We start from the raw sequence: 25,306 nt of genomic DNA, 5'->3' as shown, positions 1-25,306 counted from the left end.
AATAAAGGATTTTAAGTGTTTATTCTTGCTTACTCCCTTCCGTAGCTCAGCGTTACTTCTTCTTCTTAAAAGCGGTCGCAATAATTCCTTCTTTTAAACCTGAAGGAGAGAAATAGCATGACTTAGCTCCAATTTGTTCTAACACCCATTTCGTTTTAAAAGCTGCTACATTCACCATTTCTTTTCGGTAATCTACAATCCAATAGTTTTTATCGCGTTCTGCTCTTGTGGAATGAATTAATTCATCTAGAACTTGATTTAATTCTTTCATTGGAAGTAAGTGGGTTGTATTTCTGCTGTAAGATGAGGTTTCGTTAATGAGACTGAAAAGTGTTTCGAAACTTCCTGCCGCACCAATTAAAGTATCTGCTGAAAGAGTTTTAAAATAGTCTTTGGTTTGATACTCTAGAAATAAACGAATGCGCAGTAAATCCTCGCTTGATAAAGGGTCGGATAAATCAAATAATTGTGTGATTCTAGAAATTCCAATATTGAAGGAATTTTGTTCTTGAACAACATTCTTTTTGGTGGTTGTAAATTCGGTACTTCCTCCACCAATATCCATAATGCAAGAGGTGTTTTCCGTGAAAGGATGAATACTGCTCACACCTTCATATACAAGTTCAGCTTCTTGTTTTCCATTAATGAGTCGAATTTTTAATTGATTTAGTTTTTCAACTGTATCTAAAAACTCATTTCCATTTTTTGCATCTCGCAATGCCGAAGTTCCGAAACCTCGAATTTGATCTGAGTAAACATCGAAAGATCGACAGCTATCTATAAAATGAGTTATTGAAAAGTAGGCGCGTTCCATTGCTTGAGGAGTAATAATGTTTGAATTTATCCCACCTTCACCTAAGTTAACAAAGGATTTGTCGGTATGGAGAATTTCCATCTTTCCGTCTAAAACTTCGAAGATGATTAATCCGAATGTATTCGTTCCCAAATCTATAACAGCACCCCTCATAGCTTATTTTTTAGTCCATTTTATTAACATTCGTAGTTTCAATCGGTGATTAAATCTTAGAATTCCGTTTTTGTAGATTCTACCGGCAATAATCATCATGAAAAATGCTGAAACGAAAAGTATGGAGATTGATAAAATTAATTTCCAAACGCTTCCTTCTTGAAATCCGTTGGACAATTCCACCATCATCACCATGGGTGAAGTGAAAGGAATAAATCCTAGCCAGGTGCTTAAAGTTGTGGAAGGATAATAGACCACGTAATAGCCAGATAAAACGGAAATAAATAGGAGTAAAGTCAGTGGAATAATGAATTGTTGACCGTCAGATTCTGATCCCATCGAAGCACCAATCATGGCGAAGAAAGATCCGTAGAAAATGTAACCTCCAATAAAAAACAGGGAGAAAAAGACCAACATATTCATGTACTGAATTTGGCTATAAATTAACTCAACAAAAGGACTTTGATTGGCCAAATCATAACTTATGTCAGCATTAGCGACTTCATCTGCAACGAGACTTGCACTAAACATGTCTGGGAATAATGATTGACGGAATAAATACAAGCCTGTTCCAACGATGATGGTCCAAACGGCAAATTGAACCAAAGCGGAAAAGCCTACTCCTAAAACTTTTCCTGTTAGTAATTGACGGGCATTTACACTCGACAATAAAACTTCCACAATACGGTTTGATTTTTCTCTTGAAACACTTCGAAGTATTGTCATTCCGAACATAAAAACGAAAAGAATAATGAGTGCACCAAAACTAAATCCAACCCAACTTTCGGTGGTCGATTTTTCGTTTTTTGGGTCATAAACATCCGTGAAAGTAAAGTTTAAAGATTGCTTAATTTCTCTGAATTTTTCGATCGATAAATCTGTAAATTGATCGACCATTATTTCTTCCATTCTTCGTTCAACAAGGTAAATAATTTGTCGTTGAATGCTTTCTGGTGGTCTTTCTCGGTAAGAAACGATAACCTTTTTATTGCTAACAATTTTCTCATTGATCCACACTGAAAGATCGTAATTTTGATACCTTTCTTCATGTGCAAATTCTTCATAATCAACGAAAGCATTAATAAAGTCGAAATTCAAGTTTTTTGGAGGATTGGCAGTCAATTTTGCATTAAAAATTTCTTCTTGATCCATTAATAGAACCTTCCATTCTTTGTTTGTGGAAGTTGTTGTGGACAGGAATAAATAAATCATTCCCAAAACAGCTAGAGGGCCTATAACCATTAACCATTTGAAAGAGCGATTTTGGAATCGTTCAGCAATTTCTCTTTTCGCTATTAAAATTATTTTATTCACTTATGATTTCGTTTTGAGCGTTAATAGATTTCACGAAAACATTTTCCATGCTTGGCAAAACTTCCTCAACTGCGGTTATATTCACATGGCCAATAACAGCGTTTAATAAATCATTGATTTTATTTTCTTGACGCATTTTTAGGTAAATAGTAAAAGAATCATCACTGTGAATTTCTTTATCAATGATTTCGTAACCAACCCATAATGCATTGGCAAACGCAATCATATTTCCTGTGAATGAAATTTTGTATATTCCTTCTTTAAATTGCTGACGTAAATCGTGAACTGTCCCCTCTAGAACCATTTCACCTTCATTAATTAAAATTGCCCGATCACAAATTTCTTCCACGTTATTCATATTGTGAGTAGAAATGATAATCGATTTCCCTTTCTTTTTGAAATTTAGTAATTCTTTTCTTATTAATTCGATATTTATTGGGTCAAAGCCGCTGAAGGGTTCATCTAGAATCAAGACATCCGGTTCGTGTAAAACGGTGCAAATGAATTGGACTTTTTGTGCCATTCCTTTGGAAAGCTCTTCTATTCTTTTTTTTCTCCACTCTCGAATTCCAAACCTTTCCAACCAATATTCCATTTGATTTTGGGCTTCTTTTGAAGTTAGACCTCTCAATTTGCCCAAAAACAAAATTTGTTTTTCAACTGTCATAGATTGATAAAGACCCCGTTCTTCTGGCAAATAACCAATATTGAGTAGGTGTTTTTCCTTCATCAAATCTCCGCCATAAGATACAAATCCTTTATCAGCAGAGGTGATTTGATTAATTATTCGAATTAATGTGGTTTTTCCGGCACCATTTGGACCTAAAAGACCTAAAATCTCTCCTTTTTGTAATGAAAATGAAATATCGTGTAAAATCGTTTGTCGATTAAAATATTTCGATATGTTTTCTACACTAATCATTTTTTAATTATGAATTACGAATTGACAATTACGAATTTTTCTCGCATTAAAAATTGGCAATTAAAGTTTAGTTTTTTTCTAATTCGAACGCATTCAAGAGTTTAATTTGATTGCGGTACAAGAGAAGCAAATCATCGTTTTCTAATTTTTTCAATAATCTGGAAATAACTACACGAGAAGTTGCTAAATCTCTAGCGATTTCATCGTGTGACAAATTCAATAATTTTGAGCCCGTATGTTTTGCTTTTTGTTGTAAATAGTATTTTAATCGTTCATCCAATTTTTGAAAAGCAATTTGATCAATCGTGTTGAGCATTTCACTGAAACGATCACGAATTGTACCCATCACAAAGCTTTTCCAAGTAGAATATTTCACTAACCATTCATCCATCACTGTGATGGGAATTGCAAGCATAACAACATCATCTTCTGCAACGGCTTTGATTTCACTTGGAAATTGTTCCATGCAACAAGTAAATGTCATCGCACAACTTTCTTTAGCATTCACATAGTAAAGCAAAATTTCTTTTCCTTGGTCATCTTTCCGCGAAATTTTCACTGTTCCAGATGCGATAATGGGCATAGTTCTTACGATTTGACCATAATTTAAAATGACCTCACCTGCTTTAATGGATACTACTTTGGCAACACTTTCCAATTCTTCTAAAAGTTTCGATTCGAAAGTATGTCTAAATTTATCAAGAATTTCCATGTCTCAAAAATAATCGAATTTTGGACATTTTTAGTATCATTTCGAGACCCTTTTTGCGATTCTTCGTGGAGATGTCATTCCTAATCACGATATTTGCAAAATAATTAAAATACTATGTCGATGATTACCACATTAAATGATTTTATCTTAGACCGTCAAAAAGACTTTGCTTATGCAACTGGAGAACTTACAAGTTTGTTAAATGACATATCTGTTGCTTCAAAAATTGTAAACCGTGACGTAAATAGAGCGGGGCTTGTGGATATTTTGGGCGCTAAAGGCGAGACAAATGTTCAAGGAGAAGAGCAGCAAAAGTTGGACGTAATTGCAGATGATGCTTTTATTAGAGCATTCAAAACTGGAGGTGAAGTTTGTGGTATTGCATCTGAAGAAAACGATGATTTCGTTGCCTTTGATGATGAAACAGCGATGAATGGTAAATATGTTGTTTTGTTTGACCCATTGGATGGTTCTTCTAACATCGATGTAAACGTTTCAATTGGAACTATTTTTTCAATCTATAGAAGGATTTCTGAGCCTGGAACACCAGCTGTATTAGAAGATTTTTTACAAAAAGGAGCAGACCAAGTTGCTGCAGGATATGTTTTATTTGGTTCTTCAACAATGTTGGTTTATTCAACAGGAAATGGTGTTAATGGATTTACATTAGATCCATCTATTGGAGAATTCTGTCTGTCTCACCCAGATATTAAGTCACCTGAAACAGGAAGGATTTATTCAATCAACGAAGGAAATCTTGACCGTTGTGATCCAGGATTAAAAGAATACGCGGAATACTGTCGTGAAGATGATGCTTCAACAGGAAGACCTTATTCAGGAAGATATATTGGTTCATTGGTCGCTGATTTCCACCGTAATTTATTGAAAGGAGGAATTTATGTTTACCCAACAACAAACAATTGTCCAGAAGGTCGATTGAGATTGCTTTATGAATGTAATCCGTTGGCGTTTATCGCTGAACAAGCAGGAGGAATTGCAACAGATGGTCACCAAAGAATCTTGGATATTGAGCCAAAAACATTGCACGAAAGATGTGGTTACTATGTTGGTTCAACGGTGATGGTTGAAAAAGCAATGAGTTACTTGAAGCATAAGGAGGCTTTTATTAATGTTTAATTAACGGCGCTTTTATTTGGTGAGATTGAATCCTCCCTCTTTATCCCCTCGAAAGGGGGAAGAGCTTCGATTTCAGACTTTAGTTGTTAATGAAAACTTTTAAAAATTAATTTATAAGCAGATAAGTTCAATTTTTAAAAGAGAATGTTTTTACATTCCTCTTTGAAGAGGGGCCGAGGGATAAGATTTTTATCTTTAAAATCATTTTATCATGAAAAAAATATATCATTTATCTTCTTGCAACACTAACCAACGCATTCTAAAAGAATTGGAATTGGGAGATGATGTTGAATTACAAGACATCAAGAAAGAAAACATCGACGAAAAAACATTGGATTTCATTAAGGAAAAGGAAGGTTCTTATGAGGCTTTATTTTCAAAAAGAGCAATGAAATACCGTTCGATGGGATTGAATGAAATGGAACTTTCTGAGGACGACTATAAAAAATACATTTTAGAAGAATATACTTTCTTGAAAAGACCTTTTATCATTTTTGAAGAGGAAGTTTTTGTTGGAAATGCTAAGAAAACAGTTGAAGCAGCCAAGAAAGCGTATCACGGGAGTTAGTTAAAATTGTTGCATTAAATGTTGGAAAGATTAAAGTTAGAAGGCTAATCTTAGTTTTTAGGACTGCGCATTATGTTTAGACGAAACTTAAATGAATTGGGAACTGCTAATAATGGAGGAAGTTCCGCAGCTTGTCGAAGGAAATCACCGACATTATCAGTTTACAAGAATTTAAGATAGGAGAAATATACAGCGCTAGACTTTTTTTGCGAACTTTTTTTTGGCAATGAAAAAAAAGTGGAATGATATTAAAAATACATCTGTTAGAATCATAAATGAATAAAATAATCCTCGCGCATCTCGCGCTATTCACTTTGAACGCAATTTACGGAGCAAATCACGTGTTAGCAAAAGGCGTAACACCAGATTATTTAGGCCCAAGTGGATTGATTTTGGTTCGTGGTGTCATCACAACTATACTTCTAGTCGCGCTGTTTTTACTTTTTATTCGTGAAAAGGTAGATAAAAAAGATTTACCGAGATTAGCTATCACTGGACTTTTTGGGGTGTGTTTGAATCAACTATTTTTCTTTAATGGCTTGTCCTTAACTTCCCCTATGAATGTTGGAATCATTATGACTTCAACGCCCATTTTAGTTGTGATTTTATCTTATTTTATTCTTAAAGAAAAGATTACAAAACTCAAAGCATTGGGTGTTTTCGTCGGAGCAATTGGAGCTATTGCATTAACAACCATTGGTCAGCAGCCTGAGTTTGATTCTTCTTTGGGAGATCTTTATATTTTTATCAATGCCCTTTCTTTTGGGGTTTATTTGGTGGTGGTGAAACCCTTAATGAGTAAATACAATCCGCTGACGGTTATTACTTACAATTTCGTTTTTGGATTGCTCTTTATTATGATGTATCCCAAAGTTTGGACTGATGTTGCTGCAGCAGATTTTGCTTTATTTCCGCCTGAAATTTGGACGAAAATCACCTTTATCGTTATTGGAGCAACGTTTTTCACTTATTTATTGAACACTTATGCCTTAAAACAAGTTTCTCCAAGTGTGAGTGGAAGTTACATTTATACGCAACCAATTTTGGTGATGTTTTTTACTTTCTTGTTTGCTTATATCGGTTGGACAGAAGACTTTATTGGGGCGATTAGTTTGGAGAAAATTCTCTTTATGTTAATGATTTTCGCTGGCGTTTTCATGATTTCGAGATCAAGCTATAATTTGAGGAGGGATCAAAAGGAGAGGGAGAGGTTGAAGGAGAGAAAAAAAGCTTAAGCCATGGAAATAGTCATTAGAGAAGCCGAAGAAAAGGATGTGGATAGAATCCTCGAAATCATTAATTATGAAATTCTCAACTCAACAGTGGTTTATGATTACAATGAGAGAACGTATGATTTTCAACTCAATTGGTTAAGGCAAAAAAGAAAGATGGATTGCCTGTGATTGTCGCAGAAAGTGAAAATATTGTGATTGGTTATGGAACTTTCGGGATATTTAGACCTTTTGACGGTTTTCAGTTCAGCGTTGAACACTCTATTTATATTGAGAAAGACTACAGAACTCATGGAATAGGTAAACAACTTTTGCAAGAACTTATCATATTAGCCAAGAAAAATGGTTTCCATACAATGATTGCAGGAGTAGATGCTTCAAACAATGGAAGTATTGAATTTCATAAAAAGTTCGGATTTAAAGAAGTCGGAACTTTTAAAGAAGCAGGTTTTAAGTTTGACAATTGGTTGGATTTGCTGTTTTTGCAGCTTTTGTTGAAATAAAGGTCAACCTTAATTGACGCAGAAAGTCAATCTTAATCGCTGATGAAATAGGAGTTTAGAGCTGTTTATATGGTTGTAGTCTACTTTTTAGGATATTTATTTAAGTTTTTATGATTGTAACCATAAAAACTTTTGGATTGAGTGACCCTTTGGGAATGGATTGGGATTAGTTATTTGGGGTTATCACCTTATTATGGATATAATTGGCGACTATATACGAAAGGTTGGCGTCCGTATCCAACAGAGCAATATGAGATTTGTCGTGCAAATAAGGCAGTCTATGACACAACACTTTAGAAGCGAATTTGCTATTAATAATTTCAATTCACAAACCGTTTCATAAAGACGTTAATTAACGTTTATCGTTAATTGATTAATGTTTTTAGTATATTTGTCAAAAACACATTGATGAACAAAGCACCATTACTTTTTACACTAGCCATTTTTGTAGTGTACAAGTTGATTCGCATTTATACAGGGGAGTCTTGGCTACCTTTACTTATTTTCACAATACCTATTGGATTGCTAGCTTTTAACCTAATGATTCGAAAAAGTTTGAGTTACAAGTCATGGTTTCTAAACTCGCTAAACTTCTTTCTTGAAAGAAAATTCTACAATCAAAAAAGTGAGATTTCAGAAGATTTACTTTATGATAAAATAATTGAGGTGATTGATAATTCGGAATTTCAGCTTCTTGATACTGATAAAGAGAGTCATAGTATTTTGTGCGGTACAGTGACTAATTTCTGGACATGGGGTGAGAACATCTATATTCAAATAGAACCTAATGAAGATGAGACTGTGTCTATTCAATTTGTATCCACTACATTATTTGGTGGATGGTCATGGAAAAGGAATCAGAATAATTACGAATCTTTCATTTCTTCATTTGAGGACTCATTAACAATTTGATTATGGCGATAGTTGTGAACCTAGATGTAATGCTTGCAAAACGAAAAATGCTAGTTAAGGAGTTGTCCACTATTGTTGGTATATCCGTAGTAAACTTGTCCATACTTAAACAAAGCAAAGCAAAAGCAATACGGTTTTCTACATTGGAGGCTATTTGTGCAGCACTAGATTGTCAACCAGGTGATATTCTCGAGTTTGTTGAAGATCCTAATTCCTAAACTATGTTTTTTAGACGAAAAAAAAGAATACGTAAACAATTACAGTCGTCATTCGGTCATTTAAAAACTGAGGGATTTAATTTTGATCTTATTCAATGCTATCATGATCGAAGTAGCACTGAAGATAGCTTTCAAACGCTCTCTGACCAAACGTGTAATGACCTTGATTTCGAACTGTTTTTTTGTTTCATAGACCGCACGACATCCAAGATAGGACAGCAGTATTTATATCACCAATTAAGAACAATTGATCCAACAATAAAATTTGACCATCAAGAAAGGGTCATCAAGTATCTTCAAGAAAACCCAGAAGACCGATTGAATATTCAATATGAACTCAACAAACTAAGTCACAAACAGGCTTATTATTTATCCGATCTTTTTCAAAAGAAGATACAAACGAAGCCTAAATGGTATTTTATTTTTCCACTTTTATCTTTTACTGCCCTTTTATCTATCATACTCTCTTTCATTAACCCAACAATGATTTTGTTTTTTTTAGGACTTTTACCTGTTCATGTATTCATTCATTACGGTTTAAAAAGAAAAACAATTATTTTCTTGAATTCTGTTCCTACGCTATTGGTTACCGGAGCTGTTGCCAAAAAACTTTTAACATACTCAATACTAAAGGAGGCTTCCTCAAATATTGAAAAGTCAATACAAGTTATCTCTTCTATTCGTCGGAAAATGTCTTTTTTTAAACTGGAGCAAAAAGTAGATAGTGACATGGAAGCTGCTTATTGGTTCTTGTTAGAATTGATTAAAATTACTTTCTTGCTTGAGCCACTTTTATTGTTCAGTTCTCTTGATAAACTCAGGAATAAATCTGACGATATTGAAGAAGTTTTTCGATTCATTGGTAAAGTTGACTCCTACATTTCAGTCACATCACTACGAAGTAATCTCGAAAATTATTGCACTCCAAATATAACGGATGAGGTCAATCATTTAGAATTTAAAGATGTAATGCATCCGTTAGTTGCAGATTGTGTTACTAATTCTATACATACGAAACACTCCGTTTTGCTTACAGGTTCAAATATGTCGGGTAAAACCACTTTTATTCGAGCCATTGGACTGAACTATATTTCGGGAATGACCATGAATACTTGTTTTGCCACAGAAGCAAGACTTCCAATTGCTAAACTCTATTCATTGATCCGGATTGAAGATGATTTAATGGAGTCGAAAAGTTATTTCTATAAAGAAGTAGATGAAATCAAAAAAATCATCAATGCTATTGGAGGTCAATTCAATTCAATTGTATTGTTAGACGAACTTTTCAAAGGAACGAACACGATTGAAAGAATCGCATCAGCGAAATCAGTGCTTTCCTATATTGTAAAAAAGAAGAGCCAAGTATTTGTATCAACACATGATATTGAGTTAACAACCATGCTGAATAATCAGTTTGAGTTATTCCACTTTACTGAATCTGTTATTAATTCTTCGATTCATTTTGATTATAAACTAAAATTGGGAACACTCAAACAGGGTAATGCCATTCGAATTTTAGAAATTAAAGAGTACCCTAAAGAAATTACAGAATCTGCAAATGCTATCGTTTCTGAAATGAAATTAGATTAACGGAAACTATTCAAATGAATTAAGGTCAAATTATATGCGATATCAAGAAAACAATCAACCAATAAACCGTTTCAAAAAATCATTCTTATACGCTCTCCCAATTGGAATAATCTTCTTTTTCTCCAAGTAAATCTGATTTCCTGAAACCTTCATTACTTTGTCGGTGTTCACGATATAAGATTTGTGAACTCTACTGAATTGTTGAGAGGGTAAAGATTGTTCCCAAAATCGTAAAGTTTCAGAGGAAAGATGTTTGTGGTTTTCCAGGTGAATTTCGGTGTAATCTGCATCGGACATAATGTAAACGATGTCGTCTATTTTAACACGGATATGATCAAATCCACTTTTGATAAAAATATCTTTTTTATCGTTTTCAGCATATTCATTAGTAGTAGCATCTCCGTTGTTATTTAAATTTATTTTTGAGACTGCTTGAAAAAAACGCTGGAATGAAAACGGTTTGAGTAGATAATCAACAACATTTAATTCATAGCCTTCTAAAGCAAATTCTGAAAATGCTGTTGTGAAAATAACATGTGGTGGATTATTTAATGATTTTAAAAAATCAATTCCTGATAATTTTGGGAGATGAATATCCAAAAACATTAAATCTATTTCATTCGTTTTTAGAAATTCATTTGCTTCAATTGCATTGGTGAAAACGGCTTCTAATTGCAAGTATTCAATATCTAAAATATATTTTTTTAGAATTCGTTGTGCAGGCAATTGATCTTCAATGATTATACATTTCATGTTGAGGTCGTTTTATTTAAGTCAATGGTTAGTTCTACTGTAAAGTTCTCATTTTTAATAGTTTTTATTTTTAATTCATGTGCGTTCGGATAGAGTAATTCTAATCTTTTCTCAACATTCGTTAGCCCTATACCACCTTTCACATTTGAAATATTACTTTGATTTCTATATGTATTTTTACAACTGAATTTTAATGTTCCGTTTTCCAGTTCTTCCAATACAATATCAATCTCAATATCCTCACTTTGACTAGAGGAACTGTGTTTAAATGCATTTTCGATAAAAACGATCAAGATTAATGGAGCGATGAATTTTGTATTCGAAATATTTTTTGTGGTAAAAGTCACTTTACCCCTGTCTTCAATTTGGAGTTCACTCAAGCTGATATAGCTTTTAATCTGTTTAATTTCATTTTCTAGAGAAACAAAATCTGCTTTACAATCATAAAGCATATACCTTAAAACAGCGGATAATTCTAGAATTATATCTGGAGTTTTTGGAGATTGTTCCACAGCATGTGCATACAAATTATTCAAATTGTTGAATAGAAAATGTGGGTTGATTTGAGATTTTAAAAACTGCAATTCACTCTCTTTTGCAGTGCTTTTTAATTCTTCAACTTTCCTGCGATTCGTAAGAGCATCCCAACCAAATTTAAATCCTACCAAAACGGTTAAGGTTGGCATTGTTCCCATCAAATTATGGAAAATTCCTAAAAACTTTCTTCCTCGTGTGTCTGGATAGTATATTTTTTCTAAAATGGCTTCTTCAATAAAGATGATGATCCCGACTAAAACCAAAGAATATAAAACAAAACCGATGTATTTTCTATTGTACAGAAATTTAGGTAGTAGAATATAATTGATGATTAAGGCAGGAATGGCATAGTTTAGATAGAAGTAGATTTTGAATAGCTCAATTTCTGGTTGACGTTTGTCGAAGGCAAAAAAGATAAAGACGATAACATTCAAAACAATTTGAAATAATATCTCTTTGAACGTTATCTTTTTTAATTCTGAATTAATCATAAATGTAAAAATAAGGAATAGAAAGTTGAGTTGTTTGGATTTTCTACTAAACGACGTTTTTGAGTGCTCAAACGACAGATCAAAATTTTCAGGTTTCTCATCATTAAATAGAGAGCATTCACCTAACAATTATCCAAACAAAATTTAATGGGACAGTTATTACCAGGTAATTATATGGTTTTTTCAGGGCTAAATTTTGAATTCTACGAATATTGGATATTACGTGTCTACAATGAAAACCCTTCAGTAATTTTCCTTTTACAGGGTTCAAAATGTTGTTCATCGGGTTTGATTTTTTATCTCGGGTTTAAATCCTTTGATTTGTGAAGATTTAAGAAATCAAAAAATAAATGGTGATTAAAGACAACGCACATCTAAAAGATTTAGGATTATTGGTTTTGAGGGTTTCTTTGGGGCTCGCAATGCTTTTAGGTCACGGATTATTAAAATGGTCAAAACTGATTGGTTCAGAAGAGATTAAGTTCGCTGATCCTTTTGGAATAGGAATGGAAATGTCACTTGTACTCGCTGTTTTTGCGGAAGTATTTTGTTCAGCACTTTTAATTATTGGGTTGTTGTCAAGAATATCATTAATTCCTTTAATCATTACAATGGCTGTAGCCGTTTTTTATATTCATTTCTCAGATGGCTTCGCAGGTTTTGAGAAAGCACTTCTTTATTTAATCGGGTATATCACTTTAATGGTTGCGGGTCCTGGAAAATTTGCAGTAGATACGCTAATCAATTTAAAATTCAAAAAATGAGTAATTTAATTAAATATTCAACGCTTTTAATTACCCTTTTCATCTTTACGGGATTTTCATTTTCTCAAAACGAGCGAATTGAAGTTTTTGGAACTTTAACTGAAAAAAGTACAAAACAGGCAATTCCTTATGCTACTGTAGTTATAAAAGACAGTGTTACCAACGAAGTTTTTTCAGGAGCTACAACAGATGAAAAAGGGGCTTTTGAGTTGGCGACAACAAAAGATGAATTTATTATCGAGGTTAGTTTTATGGGATATTCCAACCTTGTGATTTCTGAATTCACTGTTGAAGATGGAAAAATTGATTTAGGTAAAATTGAATTGGAATCTGAAAGTCAAACTTTAGATGAAGTTGAGGTAAGAGGTGAAGTTTCAAAAACAGTATTCAAACTTGATAAACGTGTTTTCAACGTTGGAAAGGATTTGAGCAGCACTGGAATGAGTGGGCTTGAAGTTTTGGACAATATTCCTTCTGTGAATGTTGGAATCGATGGTGATATTAGTTTAAGAGGTGGAGCAGGAGTTCAAATCTTAATCAACGGAAAACCTTCTGTTTTGGCTGACGAGTCAGGAAATGCTTTGGGAACAATCACTGCAGATATGATTGAAAGTGTAGAGGTAATTACAAATGCTTCTGCTAAATATGAAGCTTCTGGTACAGCCGGAATCTTGAATATTATATTGAAAAAAGAGGAGAAAAAAGGTTGGAATGGTTCGATAACAGCAAATACGGGTTATCCAGACAATCACAGTATTGGAGTAAGTTTAAACAGAAGAACGGAGAAATTTAATTTGTTTACTCAGTTAGGAGGAGGTTATCGTAAGCAACCTAGATTTTCTGAATCTAGAAACTTCAATAAGATTACAGAGGAAACCATTTTAAGTGAAGGAGAAAATTTCCGAAATGAAACGTTTTTTAATATCACTTTAGGAACGGATTATCATATCAATGACAATAATGTTTTAACGCTTTCAGGAAATTATGCGCTGGAACTGGAAGATCAACCTTCAGAAACAGAATTTTCATACCTAGACAGCAATGGTGATCTAATATCTAATTGGACGAGAACGGAAGTTACAGATGCAATTAATCCTAAATGGCAATATGATTTAAATTATAAGAAGCAATTTAGAAATAACAAGGAGCATTCTCTTCAACTTTCTGCACTTGGAAGTTTTTTCGGAAAAGATCAAAATTCACAGTTTACTTCTAGAACGAATGCAGGTCTTGAAGAAAATAGAGATCAAAGAACAGCGACTAACTTCAATAAAGTTGATTATACTTTTAAAGCAGATTATATGAATCCAATTACTAAGGCCTTAACCCTTGAATTGGGATCGCAATATGTAATTAATAATGTTGGAAACGATTATGTAGTTGAAGATTATGTAATTGATGAATATGTTATTGACCAAAACCAAACCAATGATTTCGAATATGAGCAAAATGTATTGGGTATTTATTCAACCCTTGCTTATGAAAAAGAAAAATGGGGTGTAAAAGGAGGTTTGAGAGTTGAAAACACGGAATTAAATACTTTTCTTGTAAATACTGAAGAAGAGAATAATCAAAATTTCACGGATTTCTTCCCAACCTTACATACTTCATATAAAATCTCGGATAAAATCTCATTTCAAGCAGGTTACTCTAAAAGAATTTACAGACCTAGACTTTGGGATTTAAATCCTTTCTTTAATATCTCCAACAATTTTAACATTCGTGCAGGAAATCCAAATTTGCTATCAGAATATACTGATTCTTACGAATTAACAAGTATTTATAGAATAGGGAAAGCATCATTTAGCTCTAGTCTATATCATCAGTATACTACGGATGTTATTGAACGAGTTTCTACAATTGAAAACAATACAGTTTATTCTCGTCCATATAATGTAGGGTCAAATTCTAAAATAGGTTTTGAAACAAACGGGAAATACATTCCAACGAAATGGTTAACAATAAACGCAGACTTTAACTTCAACTATTTTGATAGAAAAGGAACATTCCAAAATCAAAACTTCGATTTTTCAGGAAGTCAATGGTCGGCTCGTTTAACGCCAAAATTCAAATTGCCTTATGATATTGATTTAGAATTAACAGGAAGATATCAGTCGGGATATGAAACGGTTCAAGGAGAAACTTCAGACTACGCAACATTAGATATTGGAGTTAGGAAAAAAGTTTTAAAAGGAAAAGTTATGTTGAACTTGTCTGTAAGAGATGTTTTCCAATCTCGAATTCGTGAAAGTTTTGTGAGTCAAGAAACTTTTGAAAACTATAGTTACGGATTACGTAGTCGTCAAATTGCTTTCGGAATTAGTTATGGATTTGGTAAGGGTGAGGCTATGAATTATACTGGTCGTAGAAGGTAGTTTTATCTTTTGAAAATAGAATAACCACTATCTGCGTTGCTCCATGTTTTAAAAACAGTTTTTGATAAAAGTCAACGCTTTGGTTTTCAAAACCCAAAGCGCCTTGCTGTTGGTCATCCTATTATCAAAAGAGGTTTCACATTAGAATTGTTTCAAAAAGTCAAAGAGTTCTATTGTCTCGGGTTTCAACCCGAGAGCACAATAGAATGATGATGGTCTCATTTTGGCGCGATTTTTTGATCCAAAATCGTGACGAAATGCATTCAATTCAATAAGTTCATTTCTGGAAATTATTCTAACTTTATCCTTCATTCAGGCAAACATCAATTGAGAGTGAGTGAGGTGAATGTAAAAATGAAAGCCTTGAAAATTGGAGATCAAGTTTTAAGTATTGATGAGGTTAACTATAGAGAGTTAAATCCTGAACAATGGTGTGAAACAGTTGAAAACGGATTGTTAAAGGATAAAGTTGAAATTAATATTACCATTCTGAGAGATAATCAAGAAATTAGTTTTGTTTTGAAAGAATTGAAGTTAATTTAGAATGAAATACTGCTAAACTTCATTTGGTTTCTCACTATGTAAAATCATTTTCTAATTAACTTTACAAACCATTAGAAAACCAAATCTGGCCCATGAAAGACGTTGAAGAATTCCACCCCAAAAACCAAAAAGAATGGAGAAATTGGCTCGAAGAAAACCATGTTGAGCAAGATGCCATTTGGGTTATTTTTTACAGAAAGAAATCTCCGGATTATAACATGGGTTGGAGTGAATCTGTTGATGAAGCACTTTGTTTTGGATGGATTGACAGTACCAAAAAGACAATCGATAACGAGAAGTTTAAACAATATTTCAGCAAACGAAAAGCAAAAAGTAATTGGTCGAGAGTAAATAAGGATAAAGTAAAAACCTTAATTGATCAAGGTTTAATGCAGAAAGAAGGTTACAAAAGCATTGAAATTGCCAAAGAAAATGGTTCTTGGACATTTTTGGATAATGTAGAGGATTTAATTATTCCAGATGATTTAATTGAAGAGTTCTCAAATTTCGAAGGAGCGAAAGAATTTTATGACGGATTAAGTAATTCAGTCAAAAAGATGTTATTGTATTGGGTTATTTCAGCAAAGAGAAAAGAGACACGTCAAAAAAGAGTGCTGGAAATCGCAGAAAATGCAGGGAATAACATGAAACCAAAACAGTTCAGGTAGGCTGAAATCTGTTTCAATAAATTCAAAATTCTCCCTTTTCTTAACATACATCAATGCACAGCCATTTTGTTGTCCTTACATTTGTCTCAAATTAAGAACTAAAAATTAAAAAAATAAAGAAAATGGGAACAACAGAAAAAGCAAAATGGAATCTTGATGCGTCACATTCAGAAATCAATTTTAAAGTAAAACACATGATGATTTCTACTGTAACAGGTAGTTTCGAGAAATTTGATGCTAGTGTAGAAGCAACTGATGACTCTTTCAAAGATGCATCATTTAAGTTTGAAGCAGAAATTGATTCAGTAAGTACAAATAACGCTGACAGAGATACTCACTTGAAGTCTGATGACTTTTTTAATGCTGAGCAATTTCCAAAATTAACTTTTGAGTCAACATCTTTTGATGGAGATAAATTAAAGGGGAATTTGACAATTAGAGACGTGACTAAAGAAATTACGATGGATGTAGATTTCAATGGTGTTGCGGTTGATCCATATGGACAAACAAAATCAGGTTTCGAAATGGAAGCTACAATTAACAGAAAAGATTTCAATTTAACTTGGAGTGCTGTTACTGAAGCAGGAAATATTGTAGTTAGCGATAAAGTGAAATTAATTGCTAACGTTCAGTTTGTGAAGCAGTAGAATTTAAAAATTAATTGTTCAATATAATTTATAAACCTTGAGGTTTATAAATAGTAAATGCACCTTGAATAGTTAGGGTGCATTTTTTTTATTTTCTTAATTAAGCAGAAATGGAAAAGAGGTTTCTTTAAATTTAATAATACATTGTTAATATAAATTTCTAGCATACGTACGGTTCTAGGTTCTATTTTTGCGGCATGAAATGGAGTTTATTTTTTATGATTACAGGTTTGATTTCAATATCAAACTTTTCTAATGCCCAATGTTTTCAAATTGAAAGTATTTTAGTTGATGCTTGTGGATCTCCTGAAGGAGAAAATGAGATGGTTCGTATGAAAGTAGGAAACCAAAATATGAATGTAAACAGCCTAAGTATTTCCTGGCCAAATAATAATTTCCAAGGATTTTGCAGTAATAGTCAAACGGGCAGTAAAGTTGCTCAAATGAATGCTACGGTGCTTACTTGTGGTTATTTCGTAGAGCCAGAATTTGGTGTTATTCCTGCAAATAGCGATGTGCTTATCATTACTAGCGAAGATTTTGATCCATCGTCTCATAATTATAACGGTCTCCAAGATACACTTGTAGTTATTTTTCAATGTGGAGGAAATACTCAAGGTCATTTTGCGAATTGGACAAACAGTTGTGATCCATTAGCTGGTGATAGAACATTAGTTATTTCTTCAGGTTCTTCATGTACCCAAACAGTAACATATAACCGTTGCTCGTTGGTTAATCAAATGGGTGGAACTGGAGGAAGTTCTGCAGAAAGAGATGGTGCTAAAGTTGACTTTGATGTGAATGGTCAAGCGACTTATACAAATGAAGGTTGCACAATTCCTTATGACCCTTTATTGGTTGAAATTGACTTTTTAGGGAGTAACGGAGAAATTTGTTCAGCAGGAAATTTAGAGGTTTCAGCAAGCATTGTTGGTGTTTACAGTAATCCAGTATGGGAAAGTCAATCGGGAAGTTTTAGTAATCAGAATGGGTTATTGACAATATATTCTCCAGATGTGAATTCTACAGACCATTATATTTATTTTAATATTGAAAATGGATGCGGAGATATTATTTCTGATTCATTATTGATTGAAGTCATAGCACAACCGATTTGTTCGAATGGAATTGTAGCATCGCATAAGATTTGTGTTGGAGATTCTGTTGAGTTAAATTATGTTTCGGAAAACAATATCTTATGGAACACAGGTTCTAATGAGGAAAGTATTTTTGTTAGCAAAGAAGGTTACTATACTGTAACGGCCTCAAATAATTGTGGTTCTTGTATCGATAGTTTTTATGTTGAAATCGTTGAAGTGGATGCTAATTTTGATCTTTCCACTTATTATGGACCTGCTCCGCTTGTGGTGGAGGTAGAGAATTATGTTTACAACGGGAACGATAACTGGTTTGTTAATAATTCAGGTGTTCCTTATGAATCTTCTTTTCTATTTGATTCTGAGGGAACTTATGATATCGAATTAGAAAAAATGGATGGGGAATCTGGATGTTCTGATATATTGATTCAAACAGTAATTGTTGAAGGAGTTAGTCCACAGTTAAACCCTGAAATTTTTGAAATACCAAATGTTTTTACGCCAAACCAAGATGGTGAAAATGATGTCTTCGGTTTTACAATTCAAAACGATTATACTGTTGAAGTGGTGATATTGAACAGATGGGGAAATATTGTTAAAGAAGCTGATATAGATGTTAACGCAGGAAGTTTCGTGAAATTATGGGATGGAAGTGTAAATAACTCAATCGCAAATGATGGCGTTTATTTTTATAAATTAAAAGTCACATCAAAAATCGGATCACAAGTTCAGGATTTTCAAGGATACGTGCATTTATTCCATTAAGCGAATGTTAGTTTAGTTCATTTTTTCACTTTAATTGAAATTTAATTTGTCAATTTATTGTTTAATCGTAATTTTACGATTGAATTATAACGACAATGGAAATAACTAAAGAAAATAAGTTCACCGAGGAGCAAACTCAAATTGCTTTGTTTGCAAAAGCATTCGGACATCCAGCAAGAGTTAAAATCCTACAGTATTTATTTGAATCTAAATCTTGTGTTTGTGGTGATATCGTAGAAGAAATCGGTTTGGCACAATCTACAATTTCACAGCACCTTAAAGAATTAAAGAAAATTGGATTGATCCAAGGTTCTGTCGACGGAACAAGTGTTTGTTATTGTATTGACAACGAGAATTGGACGAAAATGAAGAATTTGTTGGGGGAGTTTTTTGATCAAGATCACGAAATGAAATCGGATTGCTGTTAGTTTTTCGCAAGACCACGAGCTACAAGCTCGCGGTAGCTTGCGAACTAAAAAACTCTGCGTAACTCCGCGAGAACTTTGCGCCCTTTGCGGTTAATTGGAGTAAACGTTAAAATAAAAAAATATGAAATTATCAGAAGTAAAAAGAGTATTGAAAGAATTAAAAGTGATTGCTTTTCAATTGCCAAATGGAGAATTAGTTCCAAATCACTTTCATGTTACGGAAGTAGGGAACATCACTAAAAACTTTATCGATTGCGGTGGAACAGTGAGAAACGAAGAAGTAATCAATTTCCAATTGTGGAATGCAAATGATTACGATCACAGATTGCACCCAGACAAATTGTTGAACATTATCGAATTATCTGAGAAAGTGTTGGAATTAAAAGACCAAGAAATTGAGGTAGAATACCAAGGTCAAACTATCGAAAAATTCGCATTAGAATTTGATGGAAAAAACTTCTTGTTGGCAACAAAACAAACAGATTGTTTGGCTCCAGATAAATGTGGTATTCCTGAAGAAAAACCAAAATTACAGATGGTAAATGTTGGGAATGCTGATGGTGGGACGTGTACTCCAGGTGGAGGATGCTGCTAACAAAGGTGCTTTCGGCAAGCTCAATCACCTTTGGTTTCTCCGTTGACTGAGCTTGTCGAAGGCAACAACAGCAAAAGCAACACTTTTCACCGCAGGTGAAACCCTCAGCGGACTAAAACCCGCATGCTGCCGCGAGATCCGAAAGCTGTACGGATTAATCTCGTGGTCATGCGAACTAAACCCTCAGCTCACCTCTGCGAAAACTTCACGGACTTGGCGGTAGAAAACAAGTAACACCGAAGGTGTAAACAGTTTAGAGTGAAGAGCAAGAGCTTACAGGAGTAACCAACTTCACCGCAGGTGAAAACCTTAGCGAACTAAAACCCGCATGCTGCCGCGAGATTTCATCTCGTGGTCATGCGAAAACTCTGCGCAACTTTGCGTACTCAGCGGTTAAAAAAACAACAAATGAAACTATTTGAAAAAATATCAAATTTCGTAACACAGTTAGATGTTACCACCGTAAACGAAGAAAGAAAACAAATTCTTCAACCACTTATTGACTATATTCAAACGAAGGAGAATCAAGGAGAAGTGGTTAACCTTAATTTTATTTGTACACATAATTCGAGAAGAAGTCACCTCACGCAAATATGGGCGCAGACTTTAGCGAATTTCCATAAGCTTAACAATGTGCGTACATTTTCTGGAGGAACTGAAGCCACTGCGTGTTACCCAGCTGTGATTGAAACACTAGAGTTCAACGGTTTTGAAATACAAAAAATGGTGGAACAAGAAAACCCAATTTATGCCATAAAAAACGCTGAGAACGCTTTGCCAATCATCGGTTTTTCGAAAAGATGGGATAATGATTTTAATCCAAAAAGTGGTTTTGCTGCAATAATGACTTGTTCACAAGCAGATGGCGATTGCCCTGTGGTTTTTGGAGCTGAAAAGCGAGTTCCTGTGCATTATATCGATCCAAAAGCATACGATAACTCTCCAGAAAAAATGGAGCAATACAATAAAACAAGTACACAAATCGCGACGGAAATGAAATATGTTTTCGGGAAAATAAAACAAGCAAAGTAGGATGAAAAATATGAGTTTTTTAGACAGAAATCTAACATTATGGATTTTTGTAGCCATGGCAATTGGTGTAGGAATCGGTTATTTCATTCCAACATTTCCCGTTTTTGTAAATTCCTTGAGCAGTGGTTCAACGAATATTCCAATCGCAGTTGGATTAATTTTAATGATGTATCCACCTTTAGCAAAAGTGAATTATAGATTACTTCCAAAGGTTTTCAAAAACACAAAGATTCTTTCCATTTCATTGTTCTTGAATTGGATTGTTGGTCCCGTTTTAATGTTCGTTTTAGCCATAATCTTTCTACAAGATTACCCGGAATATATGGTCGGACTTATCCTAATTGGTCTGGCAAGATGTATTGCAATGGTGATGGTTTGGAACGATTTGGCAGAAGGAAGTAGCGAATATGGAGCCGGTTTGGTAGCACTAAACAGTATTTTCCAAGTATTTGCTTACAGTTTTTACGCTTGGTTATTTATCACAATTCTTCCTCCTTACTTCGGATTTGAAGGAGCGATTATCGATATTTCTATTGGTACAATTGCAGAAAGTGTAGCCATTTATTTAGGAATTCCATTTCTAATGGGAATTCTTACACGAGTGATTTTAATTAAGCAAAAAGGGGAGAAGTGGTACAATGAAAAGTTTATACCAGCAATTTCTCCTATGACTTTGCTCGCGCTATTGTTCACAATTATCATCATGTTTTCTTTGAAAGGAGAGCTAATCGTTGAAATCCCAATGGACGTGGTAATTATCGCAATTCCATTATTGATTTACTTCGTCTTGATGTTCATCATTAGTTTCTTCGTTTCAAAAGCAATGGGCACATCGTATGATAAAACAGCTTCGGTAGCATTCACCGCAACAGGGAACAACTTCGAATTGGCCATTGCCGTTTCAATCGCAGTTTTTGGATTGAATTCTGGTCAAGCCTTTGCAGGGGTAATTGGTCCCCTGGTTGAAGTTCCAGTGTTGATTTTGCTCGTGAAAGTTTCATTGTGGTTGAGAAAGAAATTTAAGGTCACGAATGGAATATTGAATTAGTTGCTTTATATCAAAATATTAGATCCTTCAATAGTTTAAACTTTATATAGGATAAGAAAAGGTTAAGGAAAGTCAAAACATTGGCTTTCCTTAACCTTTTATAATGAATATAATTTTTCCTCAAAAAATACATCGCAAACTATTTTAGTTTCCTTTGACTAGATTTTAACTCATCAATATGTTGCTCTAAAGAGAAAATCCGACAATTGGTCTAATATTATGGGTTTTCACCCGTTTTGATTTCAATTATTCTAAAACATTTAGATATTTTTGAGAACAAGTAAATACCCTACATACTCAATAAAAGTGAATCAAACTGACTAAAAGCTCACTACGATAAACCGATTTGTGACTGTCAAAGAATATTTATCTTATAGCTGGAGATGAAAACAGGGTGCGACTTAAATAATGATGTAAAACATGTTTTGAAAGCAATCGTTTGCTAATTATTAATGAATTATAAAAATGAATCAGACCGACAAGAACTACATAATAGATATTTTAACGCAAGCATTCTACGATAATAAATCGACTGAAAGTGTATATGTACTTTCAAGTGAATTTTCGGATCAATACACAGATTTAGTTAGAATATATTAAAGTATATTCCACAAATGAAGATGTTATAGATTTAGTTGAAGCAGGTGCAGTTAGTCAAGGAAAAGGGTTGTTCTGTAATGACAGGAAAGCAAACAAGAAAGACGATGGTACACCGTGGGCTTCATTGGGAGAAACAAAAAAGAATATGAATTTATATATAAAATACAAGAAGTTTGGTATTTATCATGCTTTATCAGCAGAAGGGGCTCGTTCAACAGATTCAGATGATAATAAATTCTATTATCAAATTGACAATTCTAGTTATACTCAGCGATGTGGAAGTTCTTTAACTAATTATTCGCATCCATGGAGAATGGGAGACGGTAATAATGTTTTTGGTAATCCCATCTTGTACTCTGATGTTTTTAGATTATTTTCAGGGATGAAACAACTGAAGAATTACAGGTTTAAAGTTAGGCTAAGATGTAATAATTACAATCTGCCAAGACCTACACATGATTGGACGGCTTTTTTCACAGAGTATGCACTAATCGAAAATTATTAAACAATGAAGATTTTTTTAACAAGTTTATTCATAATGTTTTTTGGGATTGCACAATCCCAAAAAACATTTTATGCTTCCGTTGACTTATTTACTAAAATGAGTTTTAATAGCACACATCCATTCGAATGGGATACTAAGAATGCCAATGTATCACCATTATTTGAATATAACCATTCAAGCGTTACTATTGCTGATCCATTGCGTTTAGGAGTTTCATTGGGTTGGAATATTAATCAAAAACACTCAATCGAAATTGGAGCTCATTATGATGGAGTCACATCTAAATCAAATTTTAGAATGACCACTTATCAAGAAGCTATAGGGTATTACACACCAAACGTAGCTACAAGTCTTGGAAGGTCTCAACAAAATAGATATTTTATTAATTACAAATATTCTTTATTGAATAGAAAGGATAAGACTAGCTTATCTCTAATTGGGAGCCTTGGTTTAGTGACTAGAGCGGGGCCAAAAGAGGTTGCTGATGTTGGTATTATTGGTTCATCTGGAATAATTGTAAAAGATAGTATTCTATTCGATTATGAAAATGCATCCTATACATCTAATTCTAATAAAGCACTTCAACTTGGTCTAGGGCTTTCTTCTAATATTTATGTTTCCAACAAGTATTGGGTTACGCTTTCTTTTCAGTTTGCTTATTCAGGTAGATATTTAGGCTCTGATGAAAATTCTTTCCGTTTGATTTACTTGAACAGCGGTGATACTTATAAGTATGTATTCAGTGAGTATAATAGAGCGATGGGAGTGTATTTTGGTGTCTCAAGGCATTTTTATTTAGATAAAATCTTCAAGAAAAAAGAGAAGTAATCAAATACTCTTGGTTGAGTTTGTTTTGTGGAGAATAAGGACAAAATTTAGGTTGAAGAATCTACTGTTGTTTGGTAATTGTATTAGTAAAAAGAAAATAAACTCTCCCCCTATTTTAATCTAAGAGGGAGAGTTTTTAAACAATTAATATGAGAGCATTTTTTCTATTTATATTATTGACCATTTGCATTTTTTCTTTTGGTCAGCAAAAAACCTTTAGGCAAAGGTCAAATCATGTTGTTTATGTTGGTCTTACTAACTCAATGTATTGGTATAATTTTGAAGGACTTAATGACGCCAATAACGTTGTAAAAAGACAGTTTCAACCTTCAATTGAGGTCTTGGGTTATTTATTTTCTTATGAAATCAATAATAAAATTGAAGCAAAAATAGGATACACACATTTTTCATTTTTAGCAGACTATTTTTCGTATTTAGGCAGTAATACTATATATGTTGGCAGTAACCCCCATTTTTCATTTTTAATAGATTATAAACCCTTTAGCAAAAGTAATTTATTCTTATCATGTGGTTTGAAACTGGCATTTTTTCCATTTGAAGATACTTTTACCTCAGGAAATCTTGTTTCTCAAAAAAACACTATTCTCTCAAAAGGCTTTAACCCTATGATTTCTTTTGGCATAGGAAAAAGGCGAATACTTTTTAATAAATACAGGATAGAATGGCTTTTTTCTTATAATCATGGTACAAAGTCCCTGAGACGCTACGAATTTATTCGTTTTGACCCTTATATTGTTTCCAATCTAAAATCCTACAATCATCATTTAAGTTTTACATTGAGGTATTACTTTAAAAAAATATCGTCAGAATGAATAATAAATACATGCTGTTAGTTCTACTTTATGCTATTTGTATATTCACTACTCATGGTCAAAGTAGTACTAAAAATGAACTTTGGATCAATGCATCATTGACCTCTGAACTTTTTAGTGTCAGTCCAACAGAAATTGGAAGTTTTAAAAATAGAAACAGAATTGGTGCAAGTCTTGGAATTGAATCACGGAAAAAAATAAATGATAATTTTTCATTGAATTATGGAATTCAAGTTAAATCATTTCGAAAGTCATTTATTTTAAACCCGAGTGAAGTGTTTATAAACGAAATTAACTTACACATTCCAATACTATTAAACTATAATTTGAAGTTAGCTAAAAAGCATTTTGCAAATTTTAAAATGGGAATAAATGGAGTACTTCAAGGAAATGTAGATTCACATATTACTTCAGATAAATTCGATATTAGAATTATAAAAAATCTAGGTATATTCCCGAATCTTAAATTTGGTTTTGGGTACAAATTTTCTGGAAAGAGGAGTTTTGAAGTGAATGTTTTGTATAATATGGGCTTCTTTGAACAAGGAACAGAAATAGTTCAGTATTTGCCGTCTGAAACTTATGTTGAAACGTCTATCAATGGTTCATTTGTGGAGTTGGAGTTTCAGTATAAATTGAAATAAAGAAGGTAAATATTTGTGTATAATAGCAAATAGGCACAAGCGGCAAACGTTATACGTGTTAGCAGCATGCGCCCATTT

Annotated in this window: 28 protein-coding genes; 22 read left to right on the top strand and 6 right to left on the bottom strand. The window is 33.4% G+C overall.

Going from position 1 to position 25,306, the window contains the following annotated elements; translation table 11 throughout:
- Positions 1 to 52: 52 nt before the first annotated feature.
- The 4 genes from C6368_RS09695 to C6368_RS09680 all read right to left on the bottom strand — a co-directional run bounded on the left by C6368_RS09695 (position 53) and on the right by C6368_RS09680 (position 3,915).
- The gene (locus C6368_RS09695; RefSeq protein WP_107039003.1) at positions 53 to 967 is read right to left on the bottom strand and encodes a Ppx/GppA phosphatase family protein; all 915 of its coding nucleotides are present in this window, start codon (positions 965 to 967) and stop codon (positions 53 to 55) included.
- A 3-nt stretch (positions 968 to 970) separates the two neighbouring features.
- Positions 971 to 2,281 carry an ABC transporter permease gene (locus C6368_RS09690; protein WP_107039002.1) on the bottom strand — a complete coding sequence of 437 codons (1,311 nt, stop codon included), beginning with the start codon at positions 2,279 to 2,281 and terminating at the stop codon, positions 971 to 973.
- Positions 2,274 to 3,203 carry an ABC transporter ATP-binding protein gene (locus C6368_RS09685; protein WP_107039001.1) on the bottom strand — a complete coding sequence of 310 codons (930 nt, stop codon included), beginning with the start codon at positions 3,201 to 3,203 and terminating at the stop codon, positions 2,274 to 2,276. Before C6368_RS09685 ends, C6368_RS09690 begins: the two co-directional genes overlap by 8 nt.
- A gap of 67 nt (positions 3,204 to 3,270) precedes the next feature.
- The gene (locus tag C6368_RS09680) at positions 3,271 to 3,915 is read right to left on the bottom strand and encodes a Crp/Fnr family transcriptional regulator (protein ID WP_107039000.1); all 645 of its coding nucleotides are present in this window, start codon (positions 3,913 to 3,915) and stop codon (positions 3,271 to 3,273) included.
- A 114-nt stretch (positions 3,916 to 4,029) separates the two neighbouring features.
- On the opposite strand from C6368_RS09680, the gene fbp reads away from it, so the two are divergent.
- From fbp to C6368_RS09645, 7 genes are all read left to right on the top strand, one after another.
- A complete protein-coding gene (gene fbp / locus C6368_RS09675) occupies positions 4,030 to 5,052 on the top strand; it encodes a class 1 fructose-bisphosphatase (protein ID WP_107038999.1) in 1,023 nt (340 codons plus the stop codon).
- A gap of 211 nt (positions 5,053 to 5,263) precedes the next feature.
- A complete protein-coding gene (locus C6368_RS09670) occupies positions 5,264 to 5,620 on the top strand; it encodes an arsenate reductase family protein (protein ID WP_107038998.1) in 357 nt (118 codons plus the stop codon).
- Between the two features lie 275 nt (positions 5,621 to 5,895).
- Positions 5,896 to 6,855, top strand: a complete 960-nt coding sequence (locus C6368_RS09665; RefSeq protein ID WP_107038997.1) for a DMT family transporter — start codon at positions 5,896 to 5,898, stop codon at positions 6,853 to 6,855.
- A gap of 131 nt (positions 6,856 to 6,986) precedes the next feature.
- On the top strand, positions 6,987 to 7,355 hold the full coding sequence (locus C6368_RS09660; RefSeq protein ID WP_234369123.1) for a GNAT family N-acetyltransferase: 369 nt from the start codon (positions 6,987 to 6,989) through the stop codon (positions 7,353 to 7,355).
- Between the two features lie 408 nt (positions 7,356 to 7,763).
- Complete coding sequence (locus tag C6368_RS09655) at positions 7,764 to 8,267, top strand: hypothetical protein (protein ID WP_107038996.1); 504 nt, start codon at positions 7,764 to 7,766, stop codon at positions 8,265 to 8,267.
- A gap of 2 nt (positions 8,268 to 8,269) precedes the next feature.
- A complete protein-coding gene (locus tag C6368_RS09650) occupies positions 8,270 to 8,485 on the top strand; it encodes a helix-turn-helix domain-containing protein (RefSeq protein ID WP_107038995.1) in 216 nt (71 codons plus the stop codon).
- Positions 8,486 to 8,488: 3 nt separating this feature from the next.
- Positions 8,489 to 10,075 carry a MutS-related protein gene (locus C6368_RS09645; RefSeq protein ID WP_107038994.1) on the top strand — a complete coding sequence of 529 codons (1,587 nt, stop codon included), beginning with the start codon at positions 8,489 to 8,491 and terminating at the stop codon, positions 10,073 to 10,075.
- 54 nt (positions 10,076 to 10,129) lie between these two features.
- On the opposite strand, the gene C6368_RS09640 is transcribed toward C6368_RS09645, so the two are convergent.
- The gene (locus tag C6368_RS09640; protein WP_107038993.1) at positions 10,130 to 10,828 is read right to left on the bottom strand and encodes a LytR/AlgR family response regulator transcription factor; all 699 of its coding nucleotides are present in this window, start codon (positions 10,826 to 10,828) and stop codon (positions 10,130 to 10,132) included.
- On the bottom strand, positions 10,825 to 11,856 hold the full coding sequence (locus C6368_RS09635; RefSeq protein WP_107038992.1) for a sensor histidine kinase: 1,032 nt from the start codon (positions 11,854 to 11,856) through the stop codon (positions 10,825 to 10,827). The genes C6368_RS09640 and C6368_RS09635 overlap by 4 nt, the downstream gene beginning before the upstream one ends.
- 350 nt (positions 11,857 to 12,206) lie before the next feature.
- Here C6368_RS09635 and C6368_RS09630 point away from each other — a divergent pair, with 350 nt between their 5' ends.
- The 15 genes from C6368_RS09630 (at position 12,207) to C6368_RS09565 (ending at position 25,228) form a co-directional block, all read left to right on the top strand.
- Positions 12,207 to 12,620: a DoxX family protein gene (locus C6368_RS09630; protein WP_107038991.1), complete on the top strand. Its 414-nt coding sequence runs from the start codon at positions 12,207 to 12,209 to the stop codon at positions 12,618 to 12,620.
- A complete protein-coding gene (locus C6368_RS09625; RefSeq protein WP_107038990.1) occupies positions 12,617 to 14,995 on the top strand; it encodes an outer membrane beta-barrel family protein in 2,379 nt (792 codons plus the stop codon). Before C6368_RS09630 ends, C6368_RS09625 begins: the two co-directional genes overlap by 4 nt.
- Positions 14,996 to 15,244: 249 nt before the next feature.
- The gene (locus tag C6368_RS09620; protein ID WP_107038989.1) at positions 15,245 to 15,538 is read left to right on the top strand and encodes a hypothetical protein; all 294 of its coding nucleotides are present in this window, start codon (positions 15,245 to 15,247) and stop codon (positions 15,536 to 15,538) included.
- 92 nt (positions 15,539 to 15,630) lie between these two features.
- Positions 15,631 to 16,206, top strand: coding sequence for a YdeI/OmpD-associated family protein (locus C6368_RS09615; protein ID WP_107038988.1), 576 nt, complete (start codon positions 15,631 to 15,633; stop codon positions 16,204 to 16,206).
- Positions 16,207 to 16,328: 122 nt separating this feature from the next.
- A complete protein-coding gene (locus C6368_RS09610; RefSeq protein WP_107038987.1) occupies positions 16,329 to 16,853 on the top strand; it encodes a YceI family protein in 525 nt (174 codons plus the stop codon).
- A 197-nt stretch (positions 16,854 to 17,050) separates the two neighbouring features.
- Positions 17,051 to 18,715, top strand: a complete 1,665-nt coding sequence (locus C6368_RS09605; protein ID WP_107038986.1) for a T9SS type B sorting domain-containing protein — start codon at positions 17,051 to 17,053, stop codon at positions 18,713 to 18,715.
- A 95-nt stretch (positions 18,716 to 18,810) separates the two neighbouring features.
- Positions 18,811 to 19,143 (top strand): ArsR/SmtB family transcription factor, encoded by a 333-nt coding sequence (locus tag C6368_RS09600; RefSeq protein ID WP_107038985.1) that lies wholly within the window; start codon positions 18,811 to 18,813, stop codon positions 19,141 to 19,143.
- Between the two features lie 121 nt (positions 19,144 to 19,264).
- Positions 19,265 to 19,738 carry a DUF6428 family protein gene (locus C6368_RS09595; RefSeq protein WP_107038984.1) on the top strand — a complete coding sequence of 158 codons (474 nt, stop codon included), beginning with the start codon at positions 19,265 to 19,267 and terminating at the stop codon, positions 19,736 to 19,738.
- 408 nt (positions 19,739 to 20,146) lie between these two features.
- The gene (locus C6368_RS09590) at positions 20,147 to 20,770 is read left to right on the top strand and encodes an arsenate-mycothiol transferase ArsC (RefSeq protein WP_107038983.1); all 624 of its coding nucleotides are present in this window, start codon (positions 20,147 to 20,149) and stop codon (positions 20,768 to 20,770) included.
- A 1-nt stretch (position 20,771) separates the two neighbouring features.
- A complete protein-coding gene (gene arsB / locus C6368_RS09585; RefSeq protein WP_107038982.1) occupies positions 20,772 to 21,818 on the top strand; it encodes an ACR3 family arsenite efflux transporter in 1,047 nt (348 codons plus the stop codon).
- A 465-nt stretch (positions 21,819 to 22,283) separates the two neighbouring features.
- Positions 22,284 to 22,418, top strand: coding sequence for a hypothetical protein (locus C6368_RS17545; protein ID WP_262494869.1), 135 nt, complete (start codon positions 22,284 to 22,286; stop codon positions 22,416 to 22,418).
- 145 nt (positions 22,419 to 22,563) lie between these two features.
- Entirely contained in the window at positions 22,564 to 22,923 is a 360-nt protein-coding gene (locus C6368_RS09580; RefSeq protein WP_159038534.1) for a hypothetical protein, read from the top strand.
- A 3-nt stretch (positions 22,924 to 22,926) separates the two neighbouring features.
- Positions 22,927 to 23,751 carry a hypothetical protein gene (locus C6368_RS09575; protein WP_107038980.1) on the top strand — a complete coding sequence of 275 codons (825 nt, stop codon included), beginning with the start codon at positions 22,927 to 22,929 and terminating at the stop codon, positions 23,749 to 23,751.
- Between the two features lie 149 nt (positions 23,752 to 23,900).
- Positions 23,901 to 24,584 carry a hypothetical protein gene (locus C6368_RS09570; RefSeq protein WP_107038979.1) on the top strand — a complete coding sequence of 228 codons (684 nt, stop codon included), beginning with the start codon at positions 23,901 to 23,903 and terminating at the stop codon, positions 24,582 to 24,584.
- Positions 24,581 to 25,228 (top strand): porin family protein, encoded by a 648-nt coding sequence (locus C6368_RS09565; RefSeq protein WP_107038978.1) that lies wholly within the window; start codon positions 24,581 to 24,583, stop codon positions 25,226 to 25,228. Before C6368_RS09570 ends, C6368_RS09565 begins: the two co-directional genes overlap by 4 nt.
- Positions 25,229 to 25,306: the final 78 nt, after the last annotated feature.

This window comes from Brumimicrobium mesophilum (assembly GCF_003025005.1).
In the GTDB taxonomy this organism is placed as follows: domain Bacteria; phylum Bacteroidota; class Bacteroidia; order Flavobacteriales_D; family Crocinitomicaceae; genus Brumimicrobium; species Brumimicrobium mesophilum.
The sequence above is the reverse complement of the archived record's forward strand: the minus strand, read 5'-3'. Positions and strand labels throughout refer to the sequence as shown.

Coding starts and splice junctions, on each gene's coding strand:
- C6368_RS09595 (WP_107038984.1), top strand. CDS start 19,265: ATGAAATTATCAGAAGTAAAAAGAGTATTGAAAGAATTAAAAGTGATT.
- arsB (WP_107038982.1), top strand. CDS start 20,772: ATGAAAAATATGAGTTTTTTAGACAGAAATCTAACATTATGGATTTTT.
- C6368_RS09665 (WP_107038997.1), top strand. CDS start 5,896: ATGAATAAAATAATCCTCGCGCATCTCGCGCTATTCACTTTGAACGCA.
- C6368_RS09600 (WP_107038985.1), top strand. CDS start 18,811: ATGGAAATAACTAAAGAAAATAAGTTCACCGAGGAGCAAACTCAAATT.
- C6368_RS09695 (WP_107039003.1), bottom strand. CDS start 967: ATGAGGGGTGCTGTTATAGATTTGGGAACGAATACATTCGGATTAATC.
- C6368_RS09640 (WP_107038993.1), bottom strand. CDS start 10,828: ATGAAATGTATAATCATTGAAGATCAATTGCCTGCACAACGAATTCTA.
- C6368_RS09570 (WP_107038979.1), top strand. CDS start 23,901: ATGAGAGCATTTTTTCTATTTATATTATTGACCATTTGCATTTTTTCT.
- fbp (WP_107038999.1), top strand. CDS start 4,030: ATGTCGATGATTACCACATTAAATGATTTTATCTTAGACCGTCAAAAA.
- C6368_RS09580 (WP_159038534.1), top strand. CDS start 22,564: ATGAATTTATATATAAAATACAAGAAGTTTGGTATTTATCATGCTTTA.
- C6368_RS09565 (WP_107038978.1), top strand. CDS start 24,581: ATGAATAATAAATACATGCTGTTAGTTCTACTTTATGCTATTTGTATA.
- C6368_RS09655 (WP_107038996.1), top strand. CDS start 7,764: ATGAACAAAGCACCATTACTTTTTACACTAGCCATTTTTGTAGTGTAC.
- C6368_RS09635 (WP_107038992.1), bottom strand. CDS start 11,856: ATGATTAATTCAGAATTAAAAAAGATAACGTTCAAAGAGATATTATTT.
- C6368_RS09650 (WP_107038995.1), top strand. CDS start 8,270: ATGGCGATAGTTGTGAACCTAGATGTAATGCTTGCAAAACGAAAAATG.
- C6368_RS09605 (WP_107038986.1), top strand. CDS start 17,051: ATGAAATGGAGTTTATTTTTTATGATTACAGGTTTGATTTCAATATCA.
- C6368_RS09615 (WP_107038988.1), top strand. CDS start 15,631: ATGAAAGACGTTGAAGAATTCCACCCCAAAAACCAAAAAGAATGGAGA.
- C6368_RS09645 (WP_107038994.1), top strand. CDS start 8,489: ATGTTTTTTAGACGAAAAAAAAGAATACGTAAACAATTACAGTCGTCA.
- C6368_RS09610 (WP_107038987.1), top strand. CDS start 16,329: ATGGGAACAACAGAAAAAGCAAAATGGAATCTTGATGCGTCACATTCA.
- C6368_RS09680 (WP_107039000.1), bottom strand. CDS start 3,915: ATGGAAATTCTTGATAAATTTAGACATACTTTCGAATCGAAACTTTTA.
- C6368_RS09625 (WP_107038990.1), top strand. CDS start 12,617: ATGAGTAATTTAATTAAATATTCAACGCTTTTAATTACCCTTTTCATC.
- C6368_RS09575 (WP_107038980.1), top strand. CDS start 22,927: ATGAAGATTTTTTTAACAAGTTTATTCATAATGTTTTTTGGGATTGCA.
- C6368_RS09670 (WP_107038998.1), top strand. CDS start 5,264: ATGAAAAAAATATATCATTTATCTTCTTGCAACACTAACCAACGCATT.
- C6368_RS17545 (WP_262494869.1), top strand. CDS start 22,284: ATGAATCAGACCGACAAGAACTACATAATAGATATTTTAACGCAAGCA.
- C6368_RS09685 (WP_107039001.1), bottom strand. CDS start 3,203: ATGATTAGTGTAGAAAACATATCGAAATATTTTAATCGACAAACGATT.
- C6368_RS09590 (WP_107038983.1), top strand. CDS start 20,147: ATGAAACTATTTGAAAAAATATCAAATTTCGTAACACAGTTAGATGTT.
- C6368_RS09630 (WP_107038991.1), top strand. CDS start 12,207: ATGGTGATTAAAGACAACGCACATCTAAAAGATTTAGGATTATTGGTT.